This window comes from Sphingobium sp. Ant17 (assembly GCF_000588875.1).
Taxonomy (GTDB): Bacteria; Pseudomonadota; Alphaproteobacteria; order Sphingomonadales; family Sphingomonadaceae; genus Sphingobium.
Genome location: NZ_JEMV01000062.1, coordinates 1 through 26,221, shown reverse-complemented (window position 1 = coordinate 26,221; position 26,221 = coordinate 1). Strand labels below are relative to the sequence as shown.

General features: G+C 63.5%; 28 protein-coding genes and 2 pseudogenes. 13 read left to right on the top strand and 17 right to left on the bottom strand.

Annotated elements, in window-relative coordinates:
- Positions 1-795: 795 nt before the first annotated feature.
- Positions 796-1,596: a universal stress protein gene (locus tag BF95_RS20100; RefSeq protein WP_043153872.1), complete on the bottom strand. Its 801-nt coding sequence runs from the start codon at positions 1,594-1,596 to the stop codon at positions 796-798.
- A gap of 358 nt (positions 1,597-1,954) precedes the next feature.
- Here BF95_RS20100 and BF95_RS20095 point away from each other — a divergent pair, with 358 nt between their 5' ends.
- Complete coding sequence (locus tag BF95_RS20095; protein WP_043153856.1) at positions 1,955-2,776, top strand: IS5 family transposase; 822 nt, start codon at positions 1,955-1,957, stop codon at positions 2,774-2,776.
- Between the two features lie 30 nt (positions 2,777-2,806).
- On the opposite strand, the gene BF95_RS20090 is transcribed toward BF95_RS20095, so the two are convergent.
- The 4 genes and pseudogenes from BF95_RS20090 to BF95_RS29685 all read right to left on the bottom strand — a co-directional run.
- A complete protein-coding gene (locus BF95_RS20090; protein WP_043153870.1) occupies positions 2,807-3,271 on the bottom strand; it encodes a hypothetical protein in 465 nt (154 codons plus the stop codon).
- Positions 3,271-3,588, bottom strand: a complete 318-nt coding sequence (locus tag BF95_RS20085) for a DUF1971 domain-containing protein (protein ID WP_043153854.1) — start codon at positions 3,586-3,588, stop codon at positions 3,271-3,273. Before BF95_RS20085 ends, BF95_RS20090 begins: the two co-directional genes overlap by 1 nt.
- Positions 3,589-3,592: 4 nt before the next feature.
- The gene (locus BF95_RS20080; protein WP_043153852.1) at positions 3,593-4,036 is read right to left on the bottom strand and encodes a globin domain-containing protein; all 444 of its coding nucleotides are present in this window, start codon (positions 4,034-4,036) and stop codon (positions 3,593-3,595) included.
- A gap of 184 nt (positions 4,037-4,220) precedes the next feature.
- A pseudogene (locus BF95_RS29685) lies at positions 4,221-4,574 on the bottom strand (group III truncated hemoglobin); the annotation flags it as partial.
- A 139-nt stretch (positions 4,575-4,713) separates the two neighbouring features.
- Here BF95_RS29685 and BF95_RS20070 point away from each other — a divergent pair.
- Positions 4,714-5,175 (top strand): RrF2 family transcriptional regulator, encoded by a 462-nt coding sequence (locus BF95_RS20070; protein ID WP_043153850.1) that lies wholly within the window; start codon positions 4,714-4,716, stop codon positions 5,173-5,175.
- A gap of 35 nt (positions 5,176-5,210) precedes the next feature.
- Here BF95_RS20070 and BF95_RS20065 read toward each other — a convergent pair whose 3' ends face one another.
- Positions 5,211-6,488: an MgtC/SapB family protein gene (locus tag BF95_RS20065; protein ID WP_043153849.1), complete on the bottom strand. Its 1,278-nt coding sequence runs from the start codon at positions 6,486-6,488 to the stop codon at positions 5,211-5,213.
- Positions 6,489-6,765: 277 nt separating this feature from the next.
- Between BF95_RS20065 and BF95_RS20060 the strand changes: the two genes are divergently transcribed.
- Positions 6,766-9,354: a cation-translocating P-type ATPase gene (locus tag BF95_RS20060; RefSeq protein ID WP_043153848.1), complete on the top strand. Its 2,589-nt coding sequence runs from the start codon at positions 6,766-6,768 to the stop codon at positions 9,352-9,354.
- Between the two features lie 7 nt (positions 9,355-9,361).
- Here BF95_RS20060 and BF95_RS20055 read toward each other — a convergent pair whose 3' ends face one another.
- The 6 genes from BF95_RS20055 to BF95_RS20035 form a co-directional block, all read right to left on the bottom strand.
- On the bottom strand, positions 9,362-10,423 hold the full coding sequence (locus tag BF95_RS20055; protein WP_043153847.1) for an AI-2E family transporter: 1,062 nt from the start codon (positions 10,421-10,423) through the stop codon (positions 9,362-9,364).
- 10 nt (positions 10,424-10,433) lie between these two features.
- Positions 10,434-10,769 (bottom strand): TraR/DksA family transcriptional regulator, encoded by a 336-nt coding sequence (locus BF95_RS20050; RefSeq protein WP_048576312.1) that lies wholly within the window; start codon positions 10,767-10,769, stop codon positions 10,434-10,436.
- Positions 10,769-11,017: a YdcH family protein gene (locus tag BF95_RS20045; RefSeq protein ID WP_043153844.1), complete on the bottom strand. Its 249-nt coding sequence runs from the start codon at positions 11,015-11,017 to the stop codon at positions 10,769-10,771. The genes BF95_RS20050 and BF95_RS20045 overlap by 1 nt, the downstream gene beginning before the upstream one ends.
- A gap of 87 nt (positions 11,018-11,104) precedes the next feature.
- A complete protein-coding gene (locus BF95_RS27545; protein WP_152542856.1) occupies positions 11,105-11,296 on the bottom strand; it encodes a hypothetical protein in 192 nt (63 codons plus the stop codon).
- Positions 11,297-11,455: 159 nt separating this feature from the next.
- Positions 11,456-12,088, bottom strand: coding sequence for a response regulator transcription factor (locus BF95_RS20040; protein WP_152542854.1), 633 nt, complete (start codon positions 12,086-12,088; stop codon positions 11,456-11,458).
- Between the two features lie 387 nt (positions 12,089-12,475).
- Entirely contained in the window at positions 12,476-12,838 is a 363-nt protein-coding gene (locus tag BF95_RS20035) for a hypothetical protein (protein ID WP_235209895.1), read from the bottom strand.
- 527 nt (positions 12,839-13,365) lie between these two features.
- Between BF95_RS20035 and BF95_RS20030 the strand changes: the two genes are divergently transcribed.
- Both BF95_RS20030 and BF95_RS20025 read left to right on the top strand, forming a co-directional pair.
- Positions 13,366-14,181: a universal stress protein gene (locus BF95_RS20030; protein WP_235209894.1), complete on the top strand. Its 816-nt coding sequence runs from the start codon at positions 13,366-13,368 to the stop codon at positions 14,179-14,181.
- Positions 14,160-14,525 (top strand): hypothetical protein, encoded by a 366-nt coding sequence (locus BF95_RS20025; RefSeq protein ID WP_152542853.1) that lies wholly within the window; start codon positions 14,160-14,162, stop codon positions 14,523-14,525. Before BF95_RS20030 ends, BF95_RS20025 begins: the two co-directional genes overlap by 22 nt.
- 138 nt (positions 14,526-14,663) lie before the next feature.
- Here BF95_RS20025 and BF95_RS20020 read toward each other — a convergent pair whose 3' ends face one another.
- The 4 genes from BF95_RS20020 to BF95_RS20000 all read right to left on the bottom strand — a co-directional run bounded on the left by BF95_RS20020 (position 14,664) and on the right by BF95_RS20000 (position 17,757).
- Positions 14,664-15,119 (bottom strand): MarR family winged helix-turn-helix transcriptional regulator, encoded by a 456-nt coding sequence (locus tag BF95_RS20020; RefSeq protein ID WP_043153862.1) that lies wholly within the window; start codon positions 15,117-15,119, stop codon positions 14,664-14,666.
- 47 nt (positions 15,120-15,166) lie between these two features.
- On the bottom strand, positions 15,167-15,592 hold the full coding sequence (locus BF95_RS20015; protein ID WP_043153838.1) for an organic hydroperoxide resistance protein: 426 nt from the start codon (positions 15,590-15,592) through the stop codon (positions 15,167-15,169).
- A gap of 693 nt (positions 15,593-16,285) precedes the next feature.
- On the bottom strand, positions 16,286-17,515 hold the full coding sequence (locus BF95_RS20005; protein WP_327195486.1) for a phospholipase A: 1,230 nt from the start codon (positions 17,513-17,515) through the stop codon (positions 16,286-16,288).
- Positions 17,497-17,757: a hypothetical protein gene (locus tag BF95_RS20000; RefSeq protein WP_048576319.1), complete on the bottom strand. Its 261-nt coding sequence runs from the start codon at positions 17,755-17,757 to the stop codon at positions 17,497-17,499. Before BF95_RS20000 ends, BF95_RS20005 begins: the two co-directional genes overlap by 19 nt.
- A gap of 517 nt (positions 17,758-18,274) precedes the next feature.
- Between BF95_RS20000 and BF95_RS19995 the strand changes: the two genes are divergently transcribed.
- From BF95_RS19995 to lptB, 4 genes are all read left to right on the top strand, one after another.
- Entirely contained in the window at positions 18,275-19,015 is a 741-nt protein-coding gene (locus BF95_RS19995; protein WP_043153829.1) for an SDR family NAD(P)-dependent oxidoreductase, read from the top strand.
- 49 nt (positions 19,016-19,064) lie between these two features.
- A complete protein-coding gene (gene phbB, locus BF95_RS19990; RefSeq protein WP_043153860.1) occupies positions 19,065-19,787 on the top strand; it encodes an acetoacetyl-CoA reductase in 723 nt (240 codons plus the stop codon).
- Between the two features lie 25 nt (positions 19,788-19,812).
- Positions 19,813-20,997 (top strand): acetyl-CoA C-acyltransferase, encoded by a 1,185-nt coding sequence (locus BF95_RS19985; protein ID WP_043153828.1) that lies wholly within the window; start codon positions 19,813-19,815, stop codon positions 20,995-20,997.
- 173 nt (positions 20,998-21,170) lie between these two features.
- Positions 21,171-21,935 carry an LPS export ABC transporter ATP-binding protein gene (gene lptB / locus BF95_RS19980; RefSeq protein ID WP_051520139.1) on the top strand — a complete coding sequence of 255 codons (765 nt, stop codon included), beginning with the start codon at positions 21,171-21,173 and terminating at the stop codon, positions 21,933-21,935.
- A 147-nt stretch (positions 21,936-22,082) separates the two neighbouring features.
- On the opposite strand, the gene BF95_RS25755 is transcribed toward lptB, so the two are convergent.
- Complete coding sequence (locus BF95_RS25755; protein WP_235209893.1) at positions 22,083-22,811, bottom strand: TetR/AcrR family transcriptional regulator; 729 nt, start codon at positions 22,809-22,811, stop codon at positions 22,083-22,085.
- A 130-nt stretch (positions 22,812-22,941) separates the two neighbouring features.
- On the opposite strand from BF95_RS25755, the gene phbB (BF95_RS19970) reads away from it, so the two are divergent.
- The 4 genes and pseudogenes from phbB (BF95_RS19970) to BF95_RS19955 form a co-directional block, all read left to right on the top strand.
- Positions 22,942-23,670 (top strand): acetoacetyl-CoA reductase, encoded by a 729-nt coding sequence (gene phbB / locus BF95_RS19970; protein ID WP_043153825.1) that lies wholly within the window; start codon positions 22,942-22,944, stop codon positions 23,668-23,670.
- Positions 23,671-23,774: 104 nt separating this feature from the next.
- A complete protein-coding gene (locus BF95_RS19965) occupies positions 23,775-24,212 on the top strand; it encodes a hypothetical protein (RefSeq protein ID WP_043153823.1) in 438 nt (145 codons plus the stop codon).
- 164 nt (positions 24,213-24,376) lie between these two features.
- Positions 24,377-25,774, top strand: a complete 1,398-nt coding sequence (locus BF95_RS19960; RefSeq protein ID WP_043153821.1) for an efflux transporter outer membrane subunit — start codon at positions 24,377-24,379, stop codon at positions 25,772-25,774.
- Positions 25,771-26,221 (top strand): annotated as a pseudogene (locus BF95_RS19955) (biotin/lipoyl-binding protein); the annotation flags it as partial. The gene BF95_RS19960 and the pseudogene BF95_RS19955, both read left to right, overlap by 4 nt.

Below are 26,221 nucleotides of genomic sequence, written 5' to 3'. Positions count from 1 at the left end.
CCATCGAAGGCGGCCGTGACTTTGCGGCCATGAACCGCTGGGAATGCGAAAGAGAGTACGCTATTGTCTGCCATGGCGGTCGTGGCACTTTCTGTCCGGCTTGAGGATTGGTCTCAGCAACCCTTCTCTAAACCAAATCAGATAGTTACGCTACGATCGCCAACCCAAAACCGTGCCCCCGGTGCATAAGACGGGTTAGATATGGATTAGGAGACTTGCCGACTTCGAACTTTGACCGAGCGCAAACATATGTGCGCGATCTGAGTTGGTTCCAATAGACCCGGTCGCATTGGTTTCGTCGGACTACAGAGGCGGAAATTATGTGCATTGGCGCGATAGATATCGCGCAGATTGCCGCGGATCCGATCCGCTCTCTGGCGCGCGGTTCGAAGCGCGCCTGATAGGCTCTCTCAAGTGGTGGTGTCGCGGCCGTTCTCGAACAATACCGCCGCGTTGCTTGCTCGGGCCGTTCCGGGATATGATTCGACCGAACATGAATACTTCAAGGGGATGCGGAGGTTTGAGCTTCGTTTCCGCGATACGTACGAAAGGACGCCCCACCCGGTTGCCCGGAGGGGGCGAGTTCCGTTCGCGGGCGGGGAGGAGATGGCCCGCGTCCGGTATGGTGTTAGGCGAGGGTAGCGCTTCTCTCTTTGATCGTGGTCAAAATATGCAATGTGGGGCTGATATGCCCTTCAAGGAGTCATAGTGAAATTTGCGACTGCTTGCATGGCCACGGCGGCGCGAACCTCTGGATGACGGCAGTCGACCGTCGCACTTACGCGCACGGCCCCTTCAGTGCCCGAGCACCAGCGGCAGCTTGCTCTTGGTGAGCATCCGCTTCGTGACGCCGCCAAACGCTTCCAACAGTCGGCCGTGACTATAGGCGCCCATCAGCACATAGTCGGCGTGCCAAAGAGCCGCTTCCTCGGCGATCAACGCGTCCGGCGCGTGAAGTCCGTCGTCGACGATCTTCACGCTCGCGTGCACGCCATGGCGTGACAGATATTCGGCGGCTTCGGTCGGTTCGGTCTTCTCGGCGCCGTCGCGAGCCATGAAGATATGGACGTCGGATGCGAGCTGAAGAAGGGGCACGCAGGCGCGCATCGTGTCTGCCGCAGACGCCTGACCATCCCAGGCGATGAGCGCGCGACCGGCCGCGTTGAGCCGTTCCAGGTTCTCCGGAACAGCAACGATGGGCTTGCGCGCGTGCATCAGAATCCGGCTGGCGATCGTGCGCATATCGGGAAGGGGATAGGCGTCGAGCGTCCGATTGAGCACGATCAGATCCGCGAGCGTCGCCGCCTCGAGGACACAACTGGCGATATCGCCGGTCGCGTCGGTCCAGTCCCAGCGAACGTCTTCATGCGAGAGGCGCTCCGTCAGCGCAGCCCTGTTCTTTGCCTCGTTCTCCCGCTCGTCGGTCAGCATCACGGCTTCACCAAAGCCGGCATAGAGGTCGCCCGCGACCACCGGCGATTGCGTGACGTCGATACAGGTCAGATGCCCATCAAGGGCACGTGTCAGGTCGAGCGCCGTCTGCAGCCTGGCTTCCTGCCCATCGTCGGCGTGAACCAGCAAAAGAATGTTCTTCATCGTCGCCTCCATATTGATGGAGGGACTCTATTTGCGACCCACGGCTCAGAATATGCGGGACTATACTGATGCGAGACAGTCACATGGTGACTGCAGCGATCGCTGGATGGCTGTTCGCTCAGCAACCTGTGGCGGCAAAGCGCCTTCGCGTTGCGGCAAACCAAATGGATGGTGGCATTGTCGGTGGCGTACCCCCGGGGACTGGCCGCCGGCCGGCCGACGGCCTCCGATAGTTTGCGAGTTCAGCGTTGCTCAGAGCCTGATTGGAAATTAAGTTGAGTGGTATCAGTTGGTTAGCTTGACGTCTAACCAAGTCGTTGATTCAGGGGGTTTTGCTACAAACTTCCGGAGATCGACGATGTGGACCGACACCACTCGGGCGCAGTATGCCCGCGCGGACTTGGCTTTGCCAACGGATTTGACCGATGCCGAATGGGCTGTGCTGGAGCCGTTTTTTCCACCGCCCTCGCGGGTGGGCCGTCCGCGCAAGTGGCCGCTGCGACGGATCATCGAGGCGATCCTCTACTTGCTGCGCGGAGGCTTGCCGTGGCGAATGCTGCCGCCGTGCTTTCCACCGGTCTCGACGGTGCGCCGCTGGTTCTACCTGTGGCGCGACAATGGCCAGTGGCTCTCGCTCAACCATGCCCTGTTGCTGATTGAGCGGGAAGCCGTGGGCCGCGAGGCGTCGCCCAGTGCCGGGGTGATCGACAGCCAGAGCGTGAAAACCACCGAAAGCGGCGGTCCTCGCGGCTATGACGCGGGCAAGAAGATCAAGGGCAGGAAGCGCCACATCCTCACCGACACCGATGGCAATCTCGTTCATGCCGTGATCCACACCGCCGACATCCAGGACCGCGACGGTGCCCCGCTGGTGCTGACCGGGATTATCCGGCGCTTCCCGTGGCTGCGTCATGTCTTCGCCGATGGCGGCTATGCCGGAGACAAGCTCAAGGACGCCCTGCGCCGCTTCGGCAAATGGACCATCGAGATCATCAAGAGGTCCGATGCAACGAAAGGCTTCGAGGTGCTGCCCCGGCGGTGGGTGGTCGAACGCACGCTGGCATGGCTGAACCGGAACCGCCGCCTCGCCAAGGACTTCGAACAGACCATCGCCTCGGCAACCGCCTGGATCTTCATCGCCTCAATCCAACTCTTCGTCCGACGCATCGCAACGTCATGAAATTACGACGGATAATTTCGAATCAGACTCTCAGACGAGGCCATGGCTTCCCGCGACGGCAGCCATGACCGTCAGGAGTGACAGGACCAGCACAGCATTATGCATCCGTTGCATGCGATCGAAGACGGCCGCCGGCGTCACCGGATCCGCCAGGCGCCGGTGAGCGACCAACGGCTCGGCTACAAAGAGCATGGCGGCAAATCCGATCCAGAGCAGCAGCATCGCATGCATCCACCAGAAATGCAGGTCGGCGAACCTTTCGAGCATGCCGCCGCGCCCGATCATCCAGCCGCCACTTAACCCGGCGAGCAGCACCCACAGTCGCGCCTGCGCCGCGAACCGCCCCTCGAATGCATGGAAGGTCGCGAGCCGCTCGCCAGGTGGATGGCGTCGCCGGATGGCCGGCATGAGCACCGTCGTGACGAAGGCGACGCCACCGATCCAAAGGACGACAGCTGCCACATGCAGAGTCCGCGCGAGGGCGAGATCGTCGATCACGACTTGTCCGCCGCGCGCCAGAATTCGACATAAAAGCGAACCGGGCCAACCGGGAGTACATGGTGAAGGATTGTCGGCTCGACGACACCGGGCGGCCCGCCAGAGGCCAAAAGCCGTTCGCCCGGCTGCCGGCGGGGATCGGTCACCCTGTAGCGCAACGCGCCTTCGGTCACATGGACGAGCCCCCATGTGCCAGGCTTGGTGTTGTGGTCCCGCAGTAGGGCCGCCGGGATCGTCTCCGACGTAAACTCGGCGGTCCGCCGATAGACGGCAAGCCCATCGGGCAAAGTGAGCGCTGCGGGAGCCAGCTCCATCGGATCAGGCCGCCTCGGCGTAGAGCGCCGCCTCACGCGCGATCAGCACGTCGGCAAGAAACCAATAGGCTTCGCCCCAGGCCGCGAGTACCTGTTCGTCGATCGCGTCACCGAGCACGTCCTTGATCGCCGGCAGCAGGGCATCGGCGACGGCCGGGTAATGCGCGGGCTTGATATGCGTCTCGACATGCCGACTCGCGATGCGCTCGATCGCGGAAGTCAGGACGTCGAGCTTGTCGACATTCTTGGCAAAAGCGAGGATGGCGTCGGCTAGGCGTTTCGGCTGCTCGCCCGACCGTTGCGCGGCCTGATTGAACAATGCCCTTATCTCGGGATCAACAAACAGGCGTTCATACATTCGTGTCGTGATCGCCAAGCCGTGCTGCTGAAGCGCGGGTGCGGTGGATTTGACGATAGCCATCGTTTCAGCCGACATCGTGCGTGCCATCAGATATTCTCCAGATTGGGGCGTTGTGGTGGGATCGGCCGCATGCCCCTCGCTGCGGTCGAACCGGGAAATCAGGCCGCGAGGCGTATGTCTTTGGCATGCGCGGGATAGGGGGCGGGCTGCGTCTCCACGGGAAGCACGGACATGACGATACTCCTGGAGATCGGGCCGGCCTGCGGCCGGTCGGGGAAGGCGATGGCTTGAAGAACAGGGCGAGGCTCAAGCTTTCGGCAATGCGGGCGGCCTTGCCTTGCAACATATGCGCCGCTTCGGGCGTCATCAGCGCGTTCGTGGTTTCCGCCCACAAGGCGAGCCAACGGTCGAACATGGCCGGCGTGATCTGCGCGCGATAGCGTGCGTGCGCCGGCACCGGCTGCCCCTTATAGCGTCCGCTACCGAGCATGACCGAGGACCAGAAGTCGGCAAGCCTGGTCAGATGGCCTGGCCAGTCGTCGATCGCGCCGTTGAAGAGTGGGCCGATCAGCTTATCGGCCCGCACCCGGGCATAGAAAGCGTCGACCAACTGCCGCAGCCCCATTTCGTCGATATCGGTACGCTGCGCCACCGTCTCGTCCTCCAATCATGTATTGGAGATGCATCTATCGGGGCACAGAGAAACATGCATTTGTGATATATACTTATAGTGCTTGGACCGGCTTTCTCCCATATCTGGCGGCATGCGATTGACCCGTTACACCGACTATGCGCTCCGGGTGCTGCTGTATCTCGCCGAGCGTCCCGAACGTGTTTGCGCGATCGCCGAGATCGCCACCGCGCATGCGATTTCCAAGAACCATCTGATGAAGGTCGTCCACGAGTTGGGCAAGGCGGGCTATGTCCAGAGCGTGCGCGGCTGCCACGGCGGCATGCGCCTTTGCCGGCCGCCCGACGCCATCAATATCGGCGCTGTCGTACGGGAGATGGAAGGGGACTTCGACCTTGTCGATTGTGCTTCGTGCGTCATCACGCATCGCTGCGGCCTGCAGGGCGCGCTCGGCGAAGCCCTGGGCGCATTTCTTGCCGTCCTTGACGATTATTCGTTGGCGGACCTGTCCCGTCAGGCGCCAGCATCGCTGACGAATGCTCAGATCACCTCTCCAATGCTGGGGTCGGTGCAACGGCCCTTTGCGACGTCCTGACTGGGAATTCGGGGTGGCCGGACGCCCCCGATCGGTCAGTGCAAGAGGACGGGTAGCATCAGTAGGCTCGCTGCGACGCTCGCGATCAGGGCCAGGGCGGCAGATCTGCCCCGATGCCTCCCGGCCAGGCTGATCGTGGCCCCGGCCTTGACGAGGGTGTTGAGCATGACCGGGGCGGCCAGAACAAGGCCCGCCGTTCGTCCGTCCAGCACGCCCTTTGGCAACCCGCCCATCGTGATGATAGCGGAATCGACATCCACCATCCCCGACAGGGCCAGAACCGTGGCAAGGCCGGCATCGCCAAACCGACCGAGCACCCAACGCGAGGCCAGCGACAGAACCATCACCAGCGCCATGAGGCCGAGCGCCGGCGCGAGGTTGAACGGGTTGCGAACAGGAACTTCCCGGCTGGACGATGAGGGCAACAGCGCCGCTGCCCGGAGCTGCCAAGCCGTGGCGAGGGCACTGACCACCGCCGCCGGCGCGACCAGCAGCGCAAGCGCCGGCAGCGCAAATGGCGCCAGCACGCCCACTAGCACCAGCACGCGCACCAGCATGACCACGGAGGCGGTGGTGATCCCTGCTATCAGAATGGGAGCATTTTCCGTACCGTCGCGCAGCCGGGTCGCCAAAGCGGCGGTTACCGCCGTGGATGAGACCATGGCGCCGGCAGCGGCCGTTGCGAGTGTCCCGCGAGATGCGCCCAGGCGCTTGCTGGCCATATAGCCGGCGAAGGAAAAGCCCGAAACAAGGACGACCACCATCCACAGTTGCCGCGGATTCCAGGCATCGTAGGGACCGTAAGGGCGATCGGGAAGGATTGGCAGGACGGCGAGCGAGATCAGTGCGAATCGGGCGATTGCGCTTACCTCAACCTCGCTCAACCGCCCGATCCAGCCGTGAAGCTGCGAGCGGAGCGCAAGTACCAGCGTCATCAAAACTGCGATGATCGTGGCGAGGCGTTCCTGCTGGCTTGTCGCGAGGAACCCGCAGCCGAGCGTCAGCATCCCGGCAAGGCTCGCTGTTCCGCTGACCGGTCCGCCACGCCATGCCGCCTGCGCATATCCCATCAGGACCAGCATGGCCGCAGATGCGATCAGGATGATCGCCACGCCGGACTCGATCGACCGAAGGGCGCCCGCGACGCCGCCGGCCAGCCCCAGAAGTCCAAAGGTCCGGATGCCCGCGAAGCGGGAGCCGGCCGGTTCATGGCGCAAGGTCCAGCCACGCTGGACGCCGATGAGAAGGCCAAGGGCCAGCGCTAGCGCGATGCCGGCTATGGTAGCAACGCCTCCGGCTATCGCAAAATCCATCTCAAACGCCGTCACTTATGTCCTCGGTTCTGAATGCAAGGTCGTCCAATGGCCTTGATGCGACCGTATGACCCAATCCAAATGCGAATATCTATTGGCTGCGGGTAGCGGCCAAGGCTCACGGCGCCAATCTTAGCGAGCATAATAGGATAACAGGAATGACGATCAGAGGAATCCGTAAGTACCCGTAATGTGCCGGTAGTCGGCTTGCACCAGAATGATCTTGAAGCAGGCCGGCGACGCAGCACGTCGCTCACTTCGAACAGGAAGAGAATGGATGCCGATCGCCACTGACCAGCGACCTACCGCGCCATCCCGGTCCGGGCTGACCGCAGCGGAGGCCCGGCGACGCCTTGATGCCCAGGGACCGAACGAACTGCCTAGAGCAGGGCGGCGCACGGTGCCGCACATTCTCGCTGAAGTGGTCCGGGAGCCGATGCTGGCGCTGCTGCTTGCGGGCGGCGTCGCCTATATGCTGCTGGGTGACCTTGGCGAAGCGCTCATCCTCCTTGGCTTCGCGACCTTTTCGATCGGCATCACGGTCATCCAGGAAAGCCGCACCGAGCATGTCCTAGAGGCGCTGCGCGACCTGTCGGCGCCGCGTGCGCTGGTGATCCGCGACGGGACCCGCATCCGCATTGCCGGGCGCGAGGTGGTCGATGGCGACCTGCTCGTCCTGGAGCAGGGGGACAGGGTCGCCGCCGACGCGATGCTGATCGCGGCGGACGATCTTCAGGCCGATGAATCGCTGCTTACCGGTGAGTCCGTACCTGTCCGCAAGCAGGCGGTGCTTCAGGGCGAGGAATCGTTGCGGCGACGGCCGGGCGGGGAGGACCAGCCGCTTGTCTATTCGGGCTCGCTCATCACCCGCGGCTCGGGGCTGGCGCTGGCGATCGCGACCGGCCCGCGCAGCGAGATCGGCAAGATCGGCCAGTCGCTCTCGACGCTCGATGCCGAGCCGCCGCGCCTACGCCGGGAAACCGCCCGGATCGTCCGGCTCTGCGCGATCGGAGGCGGCTTCGTCGCCCTCCTTGTCGTCTTGCTCTTCGGGCTCCTGCGCGGAGGATGGATCGACGCTATGCTCGCGGGAATCGCGATCGGCATGTCCATGCTGCCGGAGGAGTTCCCGGTGGTCCTCACGATCTTCCTCGCGATGGGGGCATGGCGCATTGCCCAAGCCGGCGTCCTCACGCGCCGGGCGGCCGCCATTGAGACGCTCGGTTCCGCGACAATATTATGCACCGACAAAACCGGAACTCTCACCGAGAACCGGATGGCCGTGACGGAGCTGTGGCTGGCGTCGGGCGAGACGGCGACGGTCGACGGCGTGACCGAGCCTTCGACCCGGTTTCACGAACTCCTGGATACCAGTATCCTGGCCAGCGCCCCGGTGCCGGTCGATCCGATGGAGGTCGCCTTTCACCAGGCAGGCGCGGGCATCCCGGACCTTGCAGAACGCCGTGCCAAGCTCAGTTTGGCCCACAGCTATGGACTGCGGCCTGAATTGCTGGCGATGTCGAACGTCTGGCAAGCGCCCGACCCCGAGGCGGCCTGCACGGTGGCGGCCAAGGGCGCGCCGGAGGCCATCGCTGCGCTCTGTCATCTGTCGCCGGATGAGCGCGCGCGCCTGAAGGCTGCCGTCGATACCATGGCTCTAAGGGGCATGCGCGTGCTGGGTGTCGCAACGGCATCGACTGGCCCGGGCGACAGCTTGCCGGAATCCCAGCAGGAGCATGATTTTGCCCTGATCGGTCTGATCGGCCTTGCCGATCCCCTGCGCGCCAGTGTGCCGGCCGCCGTGGCCGAATGCCGTAGCGCCGGGATCAGGGTCGTGATGATCACGGGCGACTACGCTGCCACCGCGCGAGCGATAGCGACGCAGGCCGGAATCATGGACGGCGATGTGCTGACCGGGACCGAGCTCGCTGCCCTGGACGACGCGGCGCTTGCAGAACGGCTGAAGACGGTGACAGTCTTCGCGCGGATCATGCCGGAGCAGAAGCTGCGGATCGTGGCGGCATACAAAGCGGATGGCGAAATCGTCGCCATGACCGGAGACGGGGTGAATGACGCACCGTCGCTCAAGGCCGCGCATATCGGCATCGCCATGGGTAAGCGCGGCACCGATGTCGCCCGGGAAGCCTCGGCGATCGTCCTGCTCGACGATGATTTCGGGTCGATCGTGAAGGCGGTGCGGCTCGGGAGGCGCATCTACGACAATATCCGCAAGGCGATGGCCTTCATCTTTGCCGTCCATGTTCCGATCGCAGGCCTCGCGCTGCTGCCGCTTGCCTTCGGCCTGCCCATCCTGTTCGGGCCGATCCATATCGCGTTGCTCGAGATGATCATCGATCCTGTCTGCGCGCTCGTCTTCGAAGCCGAGCGCGAGGAGCAGGATCTGATGAACCGTAAGCCGCGCCACCCCGAGGAACGGCTCTTCTCGCTGCGCATGATCGGCTGGAGCGTGTTCCAGGGCGGGCTGGGCTTTGTGCTGCTCGCCGGGATATTTCTGGCATCGAGCTATTCCGGCATGCCGGAAGCCGATGCGCGCGCGTTGACCTTCTTTTCGCTCATCGGCGTGATCCTGGTGCTGATCCTAGTCAATCGCTCGTTCGACACATCGCTCCTTCACGCGCTGGTCCGGGGCAATGCGGCCCTGCGCTACGTCCTGGGCGCGGTGGTTGCGGTCGCGGCCATCATCATGACCGTTCCCGCACTTCGTAGCCTGCTTAAATTCGGTCCGCTCCATGGCCCCGACCTCGCGATCACCATGGGGTCAGCAGCGTTGCTCCTGATCCTGCTTGAGGCGAGCAAGATGGTCGAGTTGCGGTGGGCGTCAAGCTTTGCACGGCAGCCGCGAACGTGACACGTGCCTATGATGCATCCGATTGAGGCTGGAATCGCGAGCGTGCAAATATATCCCATGCAGCGATGAACAAAGCCGCCGCCACCGGACCGATCACGAGCCCGTTGAAGCCGAGTACTTGCAGACCGCCGAGGGTGGAGATCAGGACGACATAATCGGGCATGCGCGCGTCCCGACCCACCAGGATCGGGCGCAGGAGATTGTCCACGAGGCCGATCACGAACAGGCCGCACAGGATCAAAATGACGCCTTCCCAGACCGCGCCGGTTACGAGCAGATAGACGGCGACCGGCGCCCAGACGATGCCTGTCCCGATCGCCGGCAGAAGCGACAGAAACGCCATCAGCACGCCCCAGAGCAACGCGCTATGGATGCCCAGCGCCCAGAAGACGATCCCGCCGATGGCGCCCTGGATGACCGCAACCACGAGGCTGCCCTTGATCGTCGCCCGAATAACGGCGGCGAATTTCACCAGCAGGGCGGCGCGCTGGTCCGGATCCAGCGGAATGGCCGTTTCCACCCGGGCAGCCACCTGCTTGCCGTCGCGCAAAAGAAAGAAAGTCAGGTAGAGCATGACGCCCAGGGCGACGACGAAGCCGAAGGCGCTCTGGCCGATGCTGAATGCTCGCGCCGTCAGGGTCTGGAAGCTAGCGGCGATCCCGGCGGTCAATTTGGTCCGGACGGAATCGAAATCGCTCAGGCCCAACCCTGTCAGCAGCGACTTCAGCCATTGCGGCAGATGTGCCTGGAACCGGAGGAAGTAGGTGCCGGGATCAGCCTCGCCGCTTTGCATTCGCGCGTAGACGCCCGCCACCTCCTGAAGCAGGAACGCAGAAAGCAGGATGGCGGGGAGGATTACCATCGCCATGATCACGAGCAGCGTCAGCAGAGCGGCAAGGTTGTTCCGCGTCGGCATCGCACGCAGCAGGCGATCGTTGAGAGGCGCGAAGAGGATCGATGCGATGACGCCCCAGAGAATGGCGCCGAACAGCGGTTGCACGATCCACGCGAAGGCCATCGACACGGCCAGGATGAGTACAGCAAAGCTCGTGTCCTCGATGCGGCGCATACGCGGTCCATCAGGCCCTGTCGTGCTCCGCCGCGCTTGCACATCGGATGCAATGTGCGGCGGCGGGCAGCGCCTCGAGCCGTGCCGGCGCTATCGGCTCCCCGCACGTGGTGCACAGGCCATAGGTGTCCGAATCCAGTCTTGCGAGCGCCTGTCGCGTGAGGGCGATTTCGGCCAACGTCGAGCGCTCGACAGCATCCAGTGCTTCATCATCCTGGCGGGCTATCGCCTGTTCTTCGAAATCGGCGTCGAGAGGTTGGCCCTGCTCCTCCTCGATGCGCTCGACTTGGGCGTTCAGTTCGGAGAGGCGATCGGTGAGACGCTGGCGCATAAGGTCGAAATCCATCACGCATCCTGCCTTTCCGCAATCATCGCTGCGACCTCATCGAGCAGGCTCAGGCGCTGCTTTTTCAGGTCTTCGAGTCGGTCATCGGAAGCGGCATCAAGTCCCGCCTCGATCCGGTATATCTGCTGGGCCAACTTATGATGGCGGTCGGCCAGGTCGCGGTAATGCGCGCTCTCCAGCTTCAGCGCGTGAAGGATCTCGCGCTGCGCGGGAAACAGCGCGTGCAGATCGTGGCCAAGTTCACTCATCTTTTCTCCGATCGAAGTTTGTCGTTGGGGACAGGTGTGTAGTTACCGCTCGTACACGGCGGCGCCAGCGCATCGAGCGGGCGGGCATCATGCGGCCAGCCGCTCCTGATACATCGGAGTTGCCGATGCGCGCGCGCGTCGCAGGGCAAGCAACCGCCGTTGGTAACTGCTGACGAACTGCTGATGAATGCAACGGGCTTCAGCACAGCTGGTGATACGGGCCAATGTCCGGTGTGAACGGCAGCGGCCTAGCAGGTAGGAAATGTCGGGATCATCCATGATGGCAGGCCTCCTTCCATGAGAAGGTGCCGCCTGACGGGGTAGATGTCGCTACGTGAATCTCCGCACCAGTTGGATCGATTGGTGCGTCTGCGGGAGGAAGGCTTCTACGCCGAGTCAGCATTCTGCCGCTGGGGCAAGGACCGACACACGGGACGTTTACGAGGGTTGCGCGGCTCCGACATCGGGCAGCTTGTCGCGCTGTGCAAGGGCAATGTCGATCAACGCGGGAAGGCTCGGCACCGCGAGCTTCCGCATCAGCCTCGCGCGATGGATTTCCACTGTCCTGTGGCTGATTCCCAGCTCCCGACCGATTTCCTTGTTGGTAAGCCCGTGCAGGAGCCAGGCCACGACTTCGCGCTCACGTGCCGTCAGCCGATCGATGTCCCTGGCATCGGGCGGCCGGTGAAGGTGTCCGCATTTGCTGGTCGCCAGCTGGATGGCATCCAGAAGACGCTGCTCGGACAGCGGCTTTTCAAGGATGTCGACAGCGCCGGCCCGAATAGCGGCAACGCCAAATGCGAAGTCCGGCGCTGCCTTCGCGAGCAACACAGCTTGCACCGATCCACGCTTGCGAAGGGTGGCGATGGCATCCGACACGTCATCCTGAACACTGTCGGCGTCGAACAGGACGATACCCGGCGCCAGCCGCGTCGAAGCCACAAGAAAGTCGTGAAGCGTCGCAAAGCAACGCGAAGCGACACCACTCAGCGCTGACATCAGTTCAGGGCGCAGCTCGTTGCCGATACAGTAGACTGCGGGAGTTCCCGCAGCCGCCGATAAATCCTTCACCGTCCCGCCTTTCCACTCGTGCAACCTACGAAGGGGGCGGTGGGCATGTCATACGCAATCCTACGGACTCTCCCCGGGAGATTGCGCGTGGGCTCGGCCAAGCGAGGCACGGTCCTGGCAGGGGAAATATAGAGCCGCAAGGCAATGGCAATGCTCGTTGCTGCCGGGTCCACGGCAACGCTGCCGGTTTCATTCTGCTTGAGGACATCATCGCAGAGCCTTCCGGATCGCTGCGTCGAGGCCTTCAGACCCTTGCAAAGTTGGCGCGAGACGGCGGTGCCTGATTTCCGACGATGAAGCGCCCGAAACCCTCGGCGGAATCATGGGCAGGCGATCCCGCCGGCAGGTCCTTCGACCGCCCTCAGACCTTGGTATCCACCAACATGGTCAGGAATCGATGCGGGCGATGATAGTCTTGGTATAACGGTCATCACCTGCATCATAGCCATCGAACGGATTGAACGGCTCTGAGGTGATGACCGCACCGCGAAGACCCGAAAGCTTGAAGGTGCCCAGTTTCGTTTCGGTGGACCTGGCGCCATTGCGCTCGATAACCACAGCATCCGCGAACCGGTCGCCGTGCCGCGTGTAGAGGATGTGCGGCGCAAGGATCACCAGCCCACGATTGTAGCTTGCCCGCACACACAGCTGATGGGTGATCGCGTGGGCGAAGACGCTCTCTCCCTCATCTTCCGGCGCGTTTCCGCCGCCTGAATGGCGGAGCGTCAAGGTTTTGCGAATCTGCATCATGCCACTGGCTATTCACCGTCTCAGGTCGTTGCAAGAACGAACCTGAAGATATTGCGATGAGGAAATCCAATGCTGGACACATCCCGCATTTGGTGACCTCGCCATAGCATAACGATCGCGCGATAGTCTCGACCAATAGACGTTCGCGCGCACGTGAGAGGGCACAGCGGGCGCGAACGGCGTTGTCGGAATGGCCGGTAGCGCCTGGAATCGTATCATGCACGCATGAGAAATATCCACCCGCATCGCCGCCGAATGGACACGCAACATTCGAGGTCGTCTCGATTTCCGCCGCGGCGCGAGAGCCTGTTTCCGGTGGCGTCGAGCGGGACCGTAAGGCCCGTCCAGGTGCCAAACCTACTGAGCGATCCACGCGACGAGAGCGCTCATCGTCGCGCCTGTAAGTAGATGACCCGATAGGGAAGCAATGTCGCATAGCCTACGGATATCTTCTGTCGATACCTTGGGAATTCGTCCCGGCAACGCGACACATCGTAGGAGGCCCGCCAGTGAGTTACGCAACTTTGATGGTGCATCTGGAGCTCGGCCGGTCCAATGCCGCGCTGCTCAATGTTGCTGCCGACCTGGCCGAACGATCGCAGGCTGGCGTCATCGGAATTGCCGCGTCCCAGCCGTTGATGGCGACGGCATTTGCTGGCGCTTATGTTTCCGGTGAAGCGGTCGAACTGGATCGTGGCGAAATTGAAAGCGAAGCCAAGGAGGCCCAGGCAGAGTTTCGAACTCTGCTGGACGGTCGAGTCGCGGATATTGAATGGCGCTGCGTGGAGATGGCCACGCCGCTTGCGGACTATTTCGCACGCGAGGCACGCGGCGTCGATGTCATCCTGACCGCACCGGATCGTGGCGGCTCGCTGCTTCCCGATACACGACGCGCAAATATCGGCGATCTGGTGATGCAGACCGGGCGACCGGTAATTGTCGTTCCTACGCACGCTAAGGGGCTGCGACCGGAGCAGGTGCTGGTGGCCTGGAAGGACAGCCGTGAAGCCCGGCGTGCCGCACTTGATGCATTGCCGCTACTGGAAATGGCCGGCCATGTGACTGTTGTCGAGGTCGCTAGGGAGGAGGACGAAGCTGCGGCCGGTCGGCGGCTGACCGATGTGGCCGCATGGCTCAAAAGACACGGTATTCTGGCGGAGACGCTGGTGGCGCCGTCGACCGGCGATGATGTGGCTGCCCTTGCGGCGGTCGCTCGCGCTCAGCACGCCGATGTCGTTGTCGCCGGAGCATATAGGCACGGCCGGCTCCGGGAATGGGCGTTTGGTGGCGTGACCGCCGATCTGTTGCTGGATCCCGTAAGATGCACAATGCTGTCCCATTGACCGCTGTCGACATAGGGGGCGGGCGGTCGCTGGCTCCAAAAGCAAACGCGCGATCAGCGCAAGTGATCGTGACGTCGCAAAAGATCGTGCTGGTCCTGGTCACACTCGGCCTCGCAAGCTGTAACAAGATGGTGGATCCACGCAGCAATGACACCAACAGAAGGGCGGCCGCGGCGGCGGTGACCCAATATGAGATAAACACGGAAGGGGCCAGCGCGGCGGATCGGTGCCTACAGGCCGGGTTGGCGGCCGCAGCCTATCTGCAGGCCCAGGATGAAAGCAACTACGCAAAGTGGAGGGCACTGGAGGAGGCCAGCTGTGCTGAAACGAAGACAGCAAGATAGCACTGATCAATGCCTCAAGTGGCTAGCTGATGCGGAACGCGGCGGGTTGAGGCAAGGCTGAGCGGTCCGGCGGGCAGCCCGCGCCACAATCCGCCGCTCCGATTGAGATATACCGAGATGATGGACGGTCAACATGGCTTATGTTCCTTTGTGCCGCGGTCGTTTCGTAAGCACCGCCACCAAATTCTGCACCGCATCCCGCAACGAGACGACCGCCTCTGGAGAAAGGTCAAGGCCTTCGCCCAGCGTCGCGGGCACGCTACTCGCCGGCACCCGCAGGCGGCGCCCGGCCTCGGTCAGCGCAACGATCACGCGGCGCTCGTCGGCGAGATCCCGTCGACGCGTGAGAAGTCCGGCAGCCTCCATCCGTTTCAGGAGCGGCGTGAGCGTTCCACTGTCCAGATGCAGCGTGGCGCCGAGCTCGCCAATGGTGTGGGGCTCAGACTCCCAGAGCACCAGCATGACAAGATACTGGGGGTAGGTGAGACCGATCTTTGACAGAACCGGACAATAAAGCCGGGTCAAAAGGTTCGAGGCGGCATAAAGCGGGAAGCAGACCTGACGGTCCAGTCGCAGGGGATCGTCCTCCGTCATCGCCGTTTCCGCCGAGATCTCGTCAGCGTCCGCTTCCCGCCTCACCATCAGCGCGTGCTCACGCTAATCGCGACGTCCACATTACCCCGGACTGCGTTCGAGTAAGGGCAGACGGCATGCGCGGCTGCGATCAGCTCTTCGGCGGCGACCTGCTCCAGGCCCGCGATCGAAACGTCGAGAGCGGCGGCCAATTTGAAACCGCCGCTGCCGTTGGGCAGAAGGCTGACCGTGGCGACCACTTCAAGATCATCATCGGCAATAGCGAGCTTCTTGCTTCGCGCGACGTGAATGGCCGCATTCTCGAAACAGGCGGCATAGCCGGCCGCGAACAGCTGCTCCGGATTGGTGGCTCCGCCCTTGCCTCCCAGCCCCGTCGGCAGGGCCAGGGAAAGTTCGAGCAGTCCGTCATCGCTGCGAACCGTGCCCGCACGGCCGCCCACGGCTTTGACTCTCGTCGTATACAGTGTGCTCATGATAATTCTCCAGTTGAAATGGTATGCACACCCGGCGTTCCATTGTTCTCGGAGCCGCTGCCCTCAATATCTTCGAGTCGCGGATGTGCCAGACAGCGTGGCCATGCCTATGACGAAGCGGTACTTCACGTTCGTCCGTGTCAAGCATTCGCGGGCGTCGCTGATATTGCCGATCACGATCGTCTCGCAGTCGGGACCGATGTTCTCTGCGGCACAGAAGCTGGGCAACTCCGGGGATGGAATGATCTCCTTCTCGTTCGATCGCAGTCACGTCCCGTGATTATCGCTCACGAGGCGCCAGGATCCGTTCCCACGGATCCGACTGATGGGTGCACACAATCAAATTGCATACAATATAATGTTGAACAATATATTTCTCAGATTCTAGGATGGAATCGCGTGAAGATGGCCGGGCAGGCGCGGGGCCCAGCTGCAAGAAGGGGAGGCGGCTAAGGTCCAGCCCAGCCAACGTCCGACGATCCCGACCCCGAAGCGACGCGAGGTACGACCGATTTTCTCCATTCCTACTCAATGCCGCAGATCGGCAGAGTCGACGCGGCCCGCCGGTCCGACCCTTGCCGGACCCGCACTCATATGCCAGCTATTGTCTGCTTGGCCTATGAAGAGTGTCGTCGAGTGGGGGGATGCAGGTTTCGTCCGGAATCGCCGTCTCGATCCCGGTCTCGATCTCCGTTATCGCACGAGCGCGACGCCTATTCTGAACCGCGTCATGCGCCGATCATAGTCGAGCAGGTTCTCGCCATAGCCAACGAAACTCTGTCCGAACAGATAAAGGTCCGGACCACCCCCCAGCAGACGAGGCAGCGGATAGGAGAGATCGGCACTGAGCGCGCCCTTGCCGCTCGAAAAGTTGAACCGGGTGGAGGTGGAGAGGCGCAGTCCTTCATCCTCCCCGATCTCCACGAATAGCCCCGTGATGCCGCGGTATCGGCGGATATCGGGATTGTCCGACTTGTCGCCGACGAAAAGCGCCAGACGTGGTGCGACCGAGAGGCGATAGTCTCCGCCGAGCGGGATCGCCGCCATCGGCGCGACATAGACGCTGTTGATGCTGCGCGACGCCGCGCCGTCGCGCCCGTTCGATTCATGCCGGATACCGCCCTGCGCGCTCACCGAGATGCCGTTCGACAAAGTGGCGGAAGGGGTCAGATAGAAGAGTTCGGGCTGATAATCGACATTGCGGAACGGCGAGGAGTTCCCGCCCAGGTCCCAGAACATACGCTGGCTATAGGCGAAGTGAAGCCCATCACGCCAGGACCCCGGCAGCCCATCAGCCCGTCTCGATCCGAACAGCTGGTATTTGAAGCTGATCTGGATCCTTGCCTCACTGTTGGTGCCAGGCCCGTAGACGGCGTAGATCGGCTCATAGGCCGAGAGATTGACGAGAAAGGCATTGCCAGCCGAACGGTCGGCGGGCGGCGGCGCCGCTTCCCGCTCCGGCTCGGAAGGCGCCTGCGGTGCGGATATGGCTTGCGCCACTTGCGTCGCCGACCGCAAAGCAACAGTGATCTGCTGCGAACGCCACGCCGGAATGGAAAGCGTCGCGCCATCCAGCGTCAGGTCGGAAGGCGCGCGAAAGCAATAGCGAGCGCGCATGAACCCGCCAGGCGGCACGGTCAGGCTGGCCGGGACATTCGCGGCGCGTTCGAGCCAGACGGTCCGGACAGATCCGGCAGCCCCGATCCGTGCCTCGATTCGGTCGGGCAAGGATACCGTTTGTGGATCTCGGTCCCCGTTGAGCAATCGCAGATCGACCAGAATGGCGCCGTCCTGGTCGCGCTGGCCGGCGTCGCCGATCAGGATCTCGACCGGCGAGGCGGCATGGGCCGTCGGCGCGAGGAGAATCGATGCGCCAGCCATGAACCAGAAGTGCGGACGGATCGTCATGCGCGCAGGTGCCAACCGCTGTCGCCTGCACCACGGACCGGATAATCGAACAGCCGCGTATGTTCGCGCGCGATCCTGGCGTTGCGCCGCGGTCGCTTGCCCGGCGGGAGGGCGAGGTGAAATGTCCGGTCGGAGAAGACCTGGAGGAGCATTGCGGGCGGAAAAGCCGAGGCGAGCCGGGTAACCGCGGCGCGAATGAATGTCTCTGCAACGTCTTCCAACGGGTCTGGTGGCGAAGTGGCGGCGGATGTGTCCATGTTCCTCATCTCCAATCGGACATGCCCTTCCATCGCCTGACAGCGAGGAACACGCACTACGCGATGACGTAGCCTGACTCAGCATCCTCCCCTGAAACCGCCTCCGATTATACCATCGTTATCAAGCGGCTACTCTCATCTTACCACCACGCATGTCTTTCCGAGAGTCGCCAATTTCACAGAACGGTACTGCAGGGGAGAGATAAGGCGCAACCCCGGCCATCAGTATATTTGCGCCTGGCCCGACACAGAATATGTCCTCCGCCATCCGATTTGTGACGATCCTGCCGCTCCAGCCGTCGTCCATTCCTCACGCTTTCCCGGATGGAAAGAGGAACGAATTAGCGTCGATACGAAACGCATAAGTATAGTTCCCGATGGCGGGGTGGTGCTCCGGCGATGCACATGAACCGCATATCCCGTGGTGATCGGGAATCCAAAACGCCAGGGAGAGGTGCCGGATCGGCTTGGCGACGCCCGTTTTGGGCGGCGGCTTTCGTGCGCTCTGGAGAACCGGATGTTCGACTTCAATGACAAGGTCGCGATCGTGACCGGAGCCGCCAGCGGGCTGGGCGAGGCCATCTCCCGTGAGTTGGCCGCCTCCGGCGCCCGGCTCGTGCTCGCCGATCTCGATATCGACCGCGTACACGCTCTCGCTGCCCAGATCGATGACGGCAGGGCCTTTCCGCTTCGGACGGACGTGGCGAATGCCGCGGATGTCGAGGCGATGGTGGCTTTCGCGGTGAAGACCTTCGGCCGGCTCGATCTTGCCGTGAACAATGCCGGCGTCGGCGGCGCCTCCGCTCCGGCCGGTGAATATGATCTTGCCGAATGGCGGCGCGTGCTCAGCGTCGACATGGACGGCGTGTTCTACGGCATGCGCTATCAGATTCCCGCGATGCTCGCCTCGGGCGGCGGGGCGATCGTCAACATGAGTTCGATCTGCGGCATGCTCGGCCTGCCCGGCACCATCGCTTACGCGGCTGCCAAGCACGCCGTGGTCGGCATGACCCGGACAGCAGCCGTCGACTATGCCCGCAAGGGCATTCGCATCAACGCGGTGGGGCCAGCGGTCATCGATACGCCGCTGATCCGGGCGCAGGGCGAACCGTCGCCCGCGCTGATCGATCAGCATCCCATTGGCCGGCTCGGCCGGCCCGAGGAGGTGGCGGCGCTTGTCGCCTTTCTGCTCTCCGATCGCGCCTCGTTCATGACCGGCGGCTACTATCCCGTCGATGGCGGCTATCTCGCGCAGTGACCGCGTCGCCCACTCCCTTTTCATCAGCACCAGCAGCAAGGAATTTCTCATGTCCCGTATAGCGCTTATCACCGGCGGCGTGAGCGGTATCGGCGCCGCGACCGCACGACTCCTCAAGGCGCATGGCTACACCGTCGTCGCCAATTATTTCGGCAACGAGGCCGAAGCCCAGGCGTTTCACGACGAGACGGGCATTCCGGTCTATGGCTGGAACGTGGGCGATTTTGCCGCGAGCCAGGCGAGCGTCGCCAAGGTCGTGGCGGAGGTCGGGCCGGTCGACATCCTCGTCAACAATGCCGGCATCACCCGCGACGGCACACTCCACAAGATGAGCGAGGAGCAATGGCGCAGCGTGATCGACGTCGACCTCGGCGGCTGCTTCAACATGTGCCGCGCGGTGATCGAGGGCATGCGTGAGCGGCGCTTCGGCCGGATCGTCAATGTGAGTTCGGTCAACGCGCTGTCGGGGCAGTTCGGCCAGACCAACTATGCCGCCGCCAAGGCGGGCGTGATCGGCTTCACCAAGGCGCTCGCGCTCGAGGGCGCGGCGCGCAACGTCACGGTCAATGCGATAGCGCCGGGCTATACCGACACCGCCATGGTCGCCGCGGTATCGGCGGAGGCGATGAAGGCTGTTCTTGGCGCCGTTCCCGTGGGCCGTCTCGGCACGCCCGATGAGATCGCGCGCGGCGTCCTCTTCCTTGTCGAGGACGAAGCCGGCTTTGTCACCGGCGCCACGCTTTCGATCAACGGCGGCAAATACATGGCCTGAAGCGGCCGAATGGAAGGAGAAGATCATGACCAGGAATGTTGTTCTTTGCGCACCCGTGCGAACCGCGATCGGAAGCTATGGCGGCAGCCTCAAGGACATGGCCGCGCCGAGACTCGGCAGTATCGCCATTGCCGAGACGCTCAAGCGCGCCGGCGTAACCGGCGACGCGATCGATACGGTCGTCATGGGCCAGGTGGTGCAGGCCGGGGCGAAGATGAACCCGGCGCGGCAGGCGGCGATCGGTGGCGGAATCCCTGACACTGTGCCGGCGATGACCGTCAACCGGGTCTGCGGCTCCGGAGCCCAGGCGATCGCCACTGCCGCGCAGGAGATCATGCTGGGCCTGACGAATGCCGCTGTCGCGGGCGGGATGGAGAATATGGACCAGGCGCCCTACCTTATCGAGAAGGGCCGCTGGGGTTATCGCATGGGCGACGGCAAGCTTTTCGACAGCATGCTCCATGACGGTCTCAACGACGCGTTCGTCGATCAGCATTCGGGCTGGGTGACCGAGGACCTCGTCACGAAATTTCAGATCTCGCGCGACGCCCAGGACAGTTGGGCAGTGCGCTCGCAACAGCGGTTCAGTACGGCCCAGGCGGCCGGCAAGTTCGACAGCGAGATCGTGGCGGTCGAAATTCCGGGACGAAAGGGGCCGACCAGCTTTTCGCGGGACGAGCAGAACCGACCGGATGCGACGCTCGAAAGCCTCGCCCACCTCAAGCCGGCCTTTCGTCCGGAAGGAACAATCACGGCAGGCAATGCGCCCGGCCTCAATACCGGCGCGGCGGCGATGATCGTGGCGAGCGAGGACTGGGCCAGCCAGCACGGCGTAGCTCCGGTCGGTCGGCTGGTCGCTTTCGGCGTGGGTGCGGTGGAGCCCGGACTGTTCGGGCTGGGGCCGGTCCCGGCCGTGCGCCAGGCGCTCACCCGTGCGGGCTGGTCGGTGTCGGATCTCGAACGGGTCGAGATCAACGAAGCCTTTGCCGCGATCGCCATCGCCGTCGTACGGGAACTCGGGCTGCCGGAGGACATCGTCAATGTCGAAGGCGGGGCGATCGCCCATGGCCATCCGATCGGCGCGACGGGCGCGGTGCTGACGACGCGGCTGCTCGAGTCGATGCGGCGCGACGGGCTCAGGCGCGGGCTTGTCACGCTTTGCATCGGGGGCGGGCAGGGCGTTGCCCTGGCTCTTGAAGCCGTCTCCTGAGCGAAGAGGCTTGGGGCGGCGATCGATCTTCCGTCGACGCCGCTCCGGTCCGAACGCAACCGATAAGGTGTCGCGTGCCCATGCTCATCGCGAGCTTTCTGGAAAACCCACTCTCGCAGGGGAACCGGAGAGCCGTGGATAGCGGCACGTCTGTTCATACGGGTGGCGGTCCGGTGACCGGTCGACTAGGCGAATTGCAGAGTTCCGCCGGTACGGCCGAAGGGCTCTCGATTGTGGGGATCGAAAAATCATTCGGCGCCCGAAAGGTTCTCCACGGCGTTTCGCTCACCGTCAAACCGGGCGAGATCGTGGGGCTGCTTGGTCCCAACGGCGCCGGAAAGACGATCTGCTTCTATGCGATCGTCGGCCTGACGAGCGTCGATGCCGGCAGGATCCTGCTTGGCGGAGCGGATGTCACGGCGCTTCCGATGGACAGGCGCGCGGCACGGGGTCTGGGCTATCTTCCGCAGGAGCCATCGGTCTTTCGGGGAATGACGGTGGCGGAAAACATCACCGCGGTGCTCGAGTGCCGCACGGACGATCCCGCGGGGATCGCGGCGCGCCTCGATGATCTGCTCGCCGAATTCAGCATCGCCCATGTCCGCGATACGCCGGCTCCGGCTTTGTCAGGCGGAGAACGCCGCCGCACCGAGATTGCTCGTGCGATGGCCGCGAAGCCGGCCATCATGTTGCTGGACGAGCCCTTTACCGGCATCGACCCCCTGTCGATCGTCGATATCAAGCTGATGGTGCGCGACCTCAAGCAGCATGACGTCGGCGTTCTCATAACCGACCATAATGTCCACGAGATGCTCGAACTGGTCGACCGGGCCTATGTCATCCATGAGGGAAGGGTGCTGTTCGAGGGGACGCCCGACGCGGTGCTTCACAATCCCGATGTGCGCAGACTCTACCTTGGTGAGGACTATGAGCAGTGACCTATCCTTTGGTTGATCATAGCGCTCCGTTGCCGTCGGTCAGCACAGGCCATCTTTGACGGCGTCCTGCTCGTGCTCATGCATCGGGGCGACGCATGGTGCCAGATTTGCGGTCGGAGTCCATGTCCAACAGGATCGAACATGGAGTTAACCGGAACAGTCTTCGTCCAGGAAGGGCATTCCGCGCGCGATGAGATTCATGGTGCGCTCAAGATAGTCGGATTTGGCGCGAGACGTGTTTTCCAGCTCATGCCGCAGGAGAATGCGCTGCCGCGGGCTTGTGACGAACGCGTCGAAGAGGAAGGCCGCCAGGAACGACAGGTCGACCGAGCTGTCGCTGCCGTCGTTGCGATGGGCCTGCTCGAGAATTGACTGGATGATCGCAATTCCCGCCTTGGCTCCCATCGCAGGCTTGGCCTGGCCGGCTTCCGATTCATGATCGGCGATCCAGTTGATCAGGGAATCCAGGCCGATAACCTCACGCTTGAGCGATGCATCCAGGATTTTCCTGCCGACATGGAGCAGCTTGTCCCGCGTCGAGCCGGCCGGAATGGTCGATGCGATCGGCCTGAGATGATGCGCGATTCCATGCTCGACGGCAGCGACAAGCAGCGCCGTTTTGGACCCGAACCGGGAATAGAGCGTGCGCTTGGAGACGCTGGCGGCGATCGCGATCCCCTCCATGCTGGCGCCTTCCACGCCATGGGCGATGAACTGTTCGAGCGCCACATCAAGAATATGAACGCCCAGTAGCGCCGCGATTTCCTGCGTCGGCCGGCCCCCTTTGGGGTCACGCGGCGGCAGGCGCCTGGCACGTCCGGTTGATGTTGCTCTTGTCATAAAACCGTCTCTAACCCGATCATCCAGGTCTTGCATGAGTTTTGACTTGATCCGGTATCGCCAGGAGGCGATAACAAAACCGCTAAGTATACATACGCATTGTCCGGGGAGGAGCTGTGGGGGAAACCTCGCGGCGCATCTGAAACAGGAACGGACCCGGACGATCATGACGGATATCGCACTCGTAACCGGTGGCACGCGCGGGATCGGCGCGGCCATCGCCCGATCGCTGAAGGCCGAAGGCCATGAGGTGGCGGCCGTCTATCATGGCAATGACGCCGCCGCCGCCCGGTTCAAGCAGGACACCGGCATATCGGTGTTCAAATGGGACGTTGCGGACGAGGCGGCCTGCCGGGACGGCGTGGCCCAGGTCGAAGAACGGCTTGGGCCGGTGTCCATCCTCATCAACAATGCGGGCATCACCCGCGACGGGGTCTTCCACAAGATGAGCTGGGACAATTGGCGGTCCGTGCTGGCGACCAACCTCGACTCGATGTTCACCATGACCCGCGCAATCATCGAGGGCATGCGCGAGCGGCGCTTCGGCCGGATCATCAACATCTCGTCGATCAATGGGCAGAAGGGCCAGATAGGGCAGGTCAACTATTCCGCGGCGAAGGCGGGCGTGATCGGCTTCACCAAGGCGCTGGCTCAGGAAAATGCCGCGCGCGGCATAACCGTCAACGCGGTCTGCCCCGGTTATGTCGACACCGACATGGTCGCCGCCGTCAAGGAGGAGGTGCGCGCCGGGATCATCGCCGGCATCCCTGTCGGCCGTCTCGGCGACCCCGACGAGGTCGCGCAAGCGGTCTCCTATCTCGCCTCGCCAAAGGCGGCTTTCTGCACGGGCTCGGTGCTTACCATCAACGGAGGGCAATATATCGCCAATGGCTGAGCCTCGTCTGCCATCGTGCGTAAGGACAATCCCTCATATCGCAGCGCAGCATCGCAACGGAAACTGTTTTTCCTCCCGCCTCGATTCTCGAAAGGACCTGACCCATGAGCTATCCCCTCGATCAGATTACCGCCCTTGCCAAGGCCAATGGCGAGCTTGTCCTCAAATTCGCCGAGATCGCCCGGAGCGGTGGCGAGGACTATGCACAGATCGGCAGCAAGGCGGCGACCCTCTTCGTCGATCAGTTCAAGGAACTGAAGCCGGGGACTGTCCCGAGCTTCAGGAGCGACGCGGTCACGAGCCTGCTCGGCGAGGTCGAAAAGAGCCGGGAGGCCTCGGTGAGCAAGATCAAGGCGGCCGTCGACGAATGGCAGGGTAGCTGGAAAGATCTGCTCTCGCAGACGACCAGCCAGCAGGAACTGACCGGAACCATCCAGGCGTGGTTCCAGCCCCTGCTCAAGAAGTCGGCGGCCGAGCCGGAGAAGGCGAAGGTTCCCGCGGCCCCGGTGCGCGCGCCTGCGAAAGCTACCGAGACAGCCTGAGGGTCGCATCTCACGGCGAACAACGGCTCCCGCCCGGTTCCCGGACGGGAGCCGGCTATTTGAAGACCGAACCAGGGGCAGTGCGCGACGATATGGCCGTTCCGGAGATCATGAGGGCCAGATACCGACGGCCAGCTACAAGCGTTGCCTGTCTCGCTGCGTCCATGCTTCTGGCCGGCTGCTCGTTCGCGCCGGCACACGTCCGTCCGCCGCAGCCCGTTCCGCAGGGCTATGCCGCATCGGCCTCCGACTCGTCGTCCATCGCCCGGGTCGGCTGGTACGATTTTTTCCATGAGGAGCAGCTTCGGGCACTGATCGCTGCGGCGCTGGAGAACAACCGCGATATCCGGATCGCCTCGGGGCGTGTCGCGGAAGCGCGGGCGTCTTGGCGGATCCAAGGCTCGGCGCTCTATCCCCAGTTCGATGCCGTGGCGACCGGAACGCGGGGACGAACCCCTGCCGATCTGTCGGTGACGGGCCAGGCCGTGACGGGCAACCAGATCTATGCGCAGCTGAGCGCCGGCTGGGAGATCGACTTCTGGGGCCGGCTGCGCAACCTCAACGCGGCGGCGCGCGCGCAGTATCTGGCGACGGAAGAAGCTCGACGCGCGATCGCTACCGACCTCATCGCCCAGGTCGCCAACGGCTATCTGCTCGAGCGCGAATATGAGGAACGCGTCGCGCTGGCGAGCCGGACGATCACGACGCGCGAGGACGCGCTTCGGATCCTGCGGCGGCGTTATGAGGTGGGCTCGGGCTCCAAGCTCGAGATGACGCAGGCGCAGACCCTGCTGGCGCAGGCGCAGACGGCGCTGCAGGCGCTCGATCAGGATCGCGAGGTCAATCGCAACGCGCTGGCACTGCTGGTCGGGCGTCCGGTCGACATCCGGCCGGGGCCGCTCGGCCTTGCAGAAGCCGCGCCGGAGGTCGTGCTTCCTCCGGGCCTGCCGTCAGAGCTTCTCGTCAACCGGCCCGACATCGTGGCGGCGGAATATGTGCTTCGCGCAGCCGAAGCGAATATCGGCGCCGCGCGCGCCGCTTTCTTTCCGAATATCAGCCTGACCGGCGCCTTCGGGACGGCGAGCAGCGAACTGGACGGCTTGTTCAAGGGGGGAAGCCTTTCCTGGAATTTCACGCCGACCCTGAGCCTGCCCTTGTTCAATGCCGGACGCCTCAAGGGCAATCTCGACGTGGCGAAGGCCCGGCAGGTGATTGCGGTCGCGGATTATGAAGGGACGGTACAGGCCGCGTTCCGCGATGTGTCGGATGCCTTGGTCCGGCGCCGGCAGCTCGGCCTCCAGATCGAAACGACGCGCACCATGCTCGCGGCGCTCCAGGAGCGCGCGCGCCTTGCCCAGTTGCGCTTCGATAACGGGCGCTCGGCCTATCTCGAAGTGCTCGACGCGCAGCGCGACTTGTTCGACACCGAGCAGGCGCTTGTCCAGCTTCGCCGCGCCCATCTCGGGAGCGCCGTCGCCCTCTATGCGGCGCTGGGCGGGGGCTTCGTCCAGAATCCAGCCTTCGACATCAACGCAGCTGAAACCGGGAATCCAGCACAATGACGACGCCCCAGAAGAAATGGTTCATCAGGGGCGCCATCGCCGTGGCCGTCATTGCCGCCGCTCTGACCCTGTGGCAGCTGCTCAAGCCCGGCGGCCTGCCGGACGGCATCATTGGCGGCAATGGCCGGATCGAGGCGATCGAGATCGACATTTCCGCCAAGACCCCTGGGCGGATCCGCGACATCGTCGCCGACGAGGGCGACTTCGTGAAGGCGGGACAGGTCGTCGCGCATATGGACACCGATGTCCTCAACGCCCAGCGCTCCGAGGCACAGGCGCAGCTCGCCCAGGCGCAGAACGCGATCCTGATCGCGCAAAGCCAGGTGTCGCAGCGCCAGAGCGAGCGCGCGGCCGCCTTTGCCGCCGTGCGGCAGCGTGAGGCGGAGCTGAGCGCCGCGCGCAAGCGGCTCGCTCGCTCGGAAACGCTGGCGCGCGAGGGTGCGACCG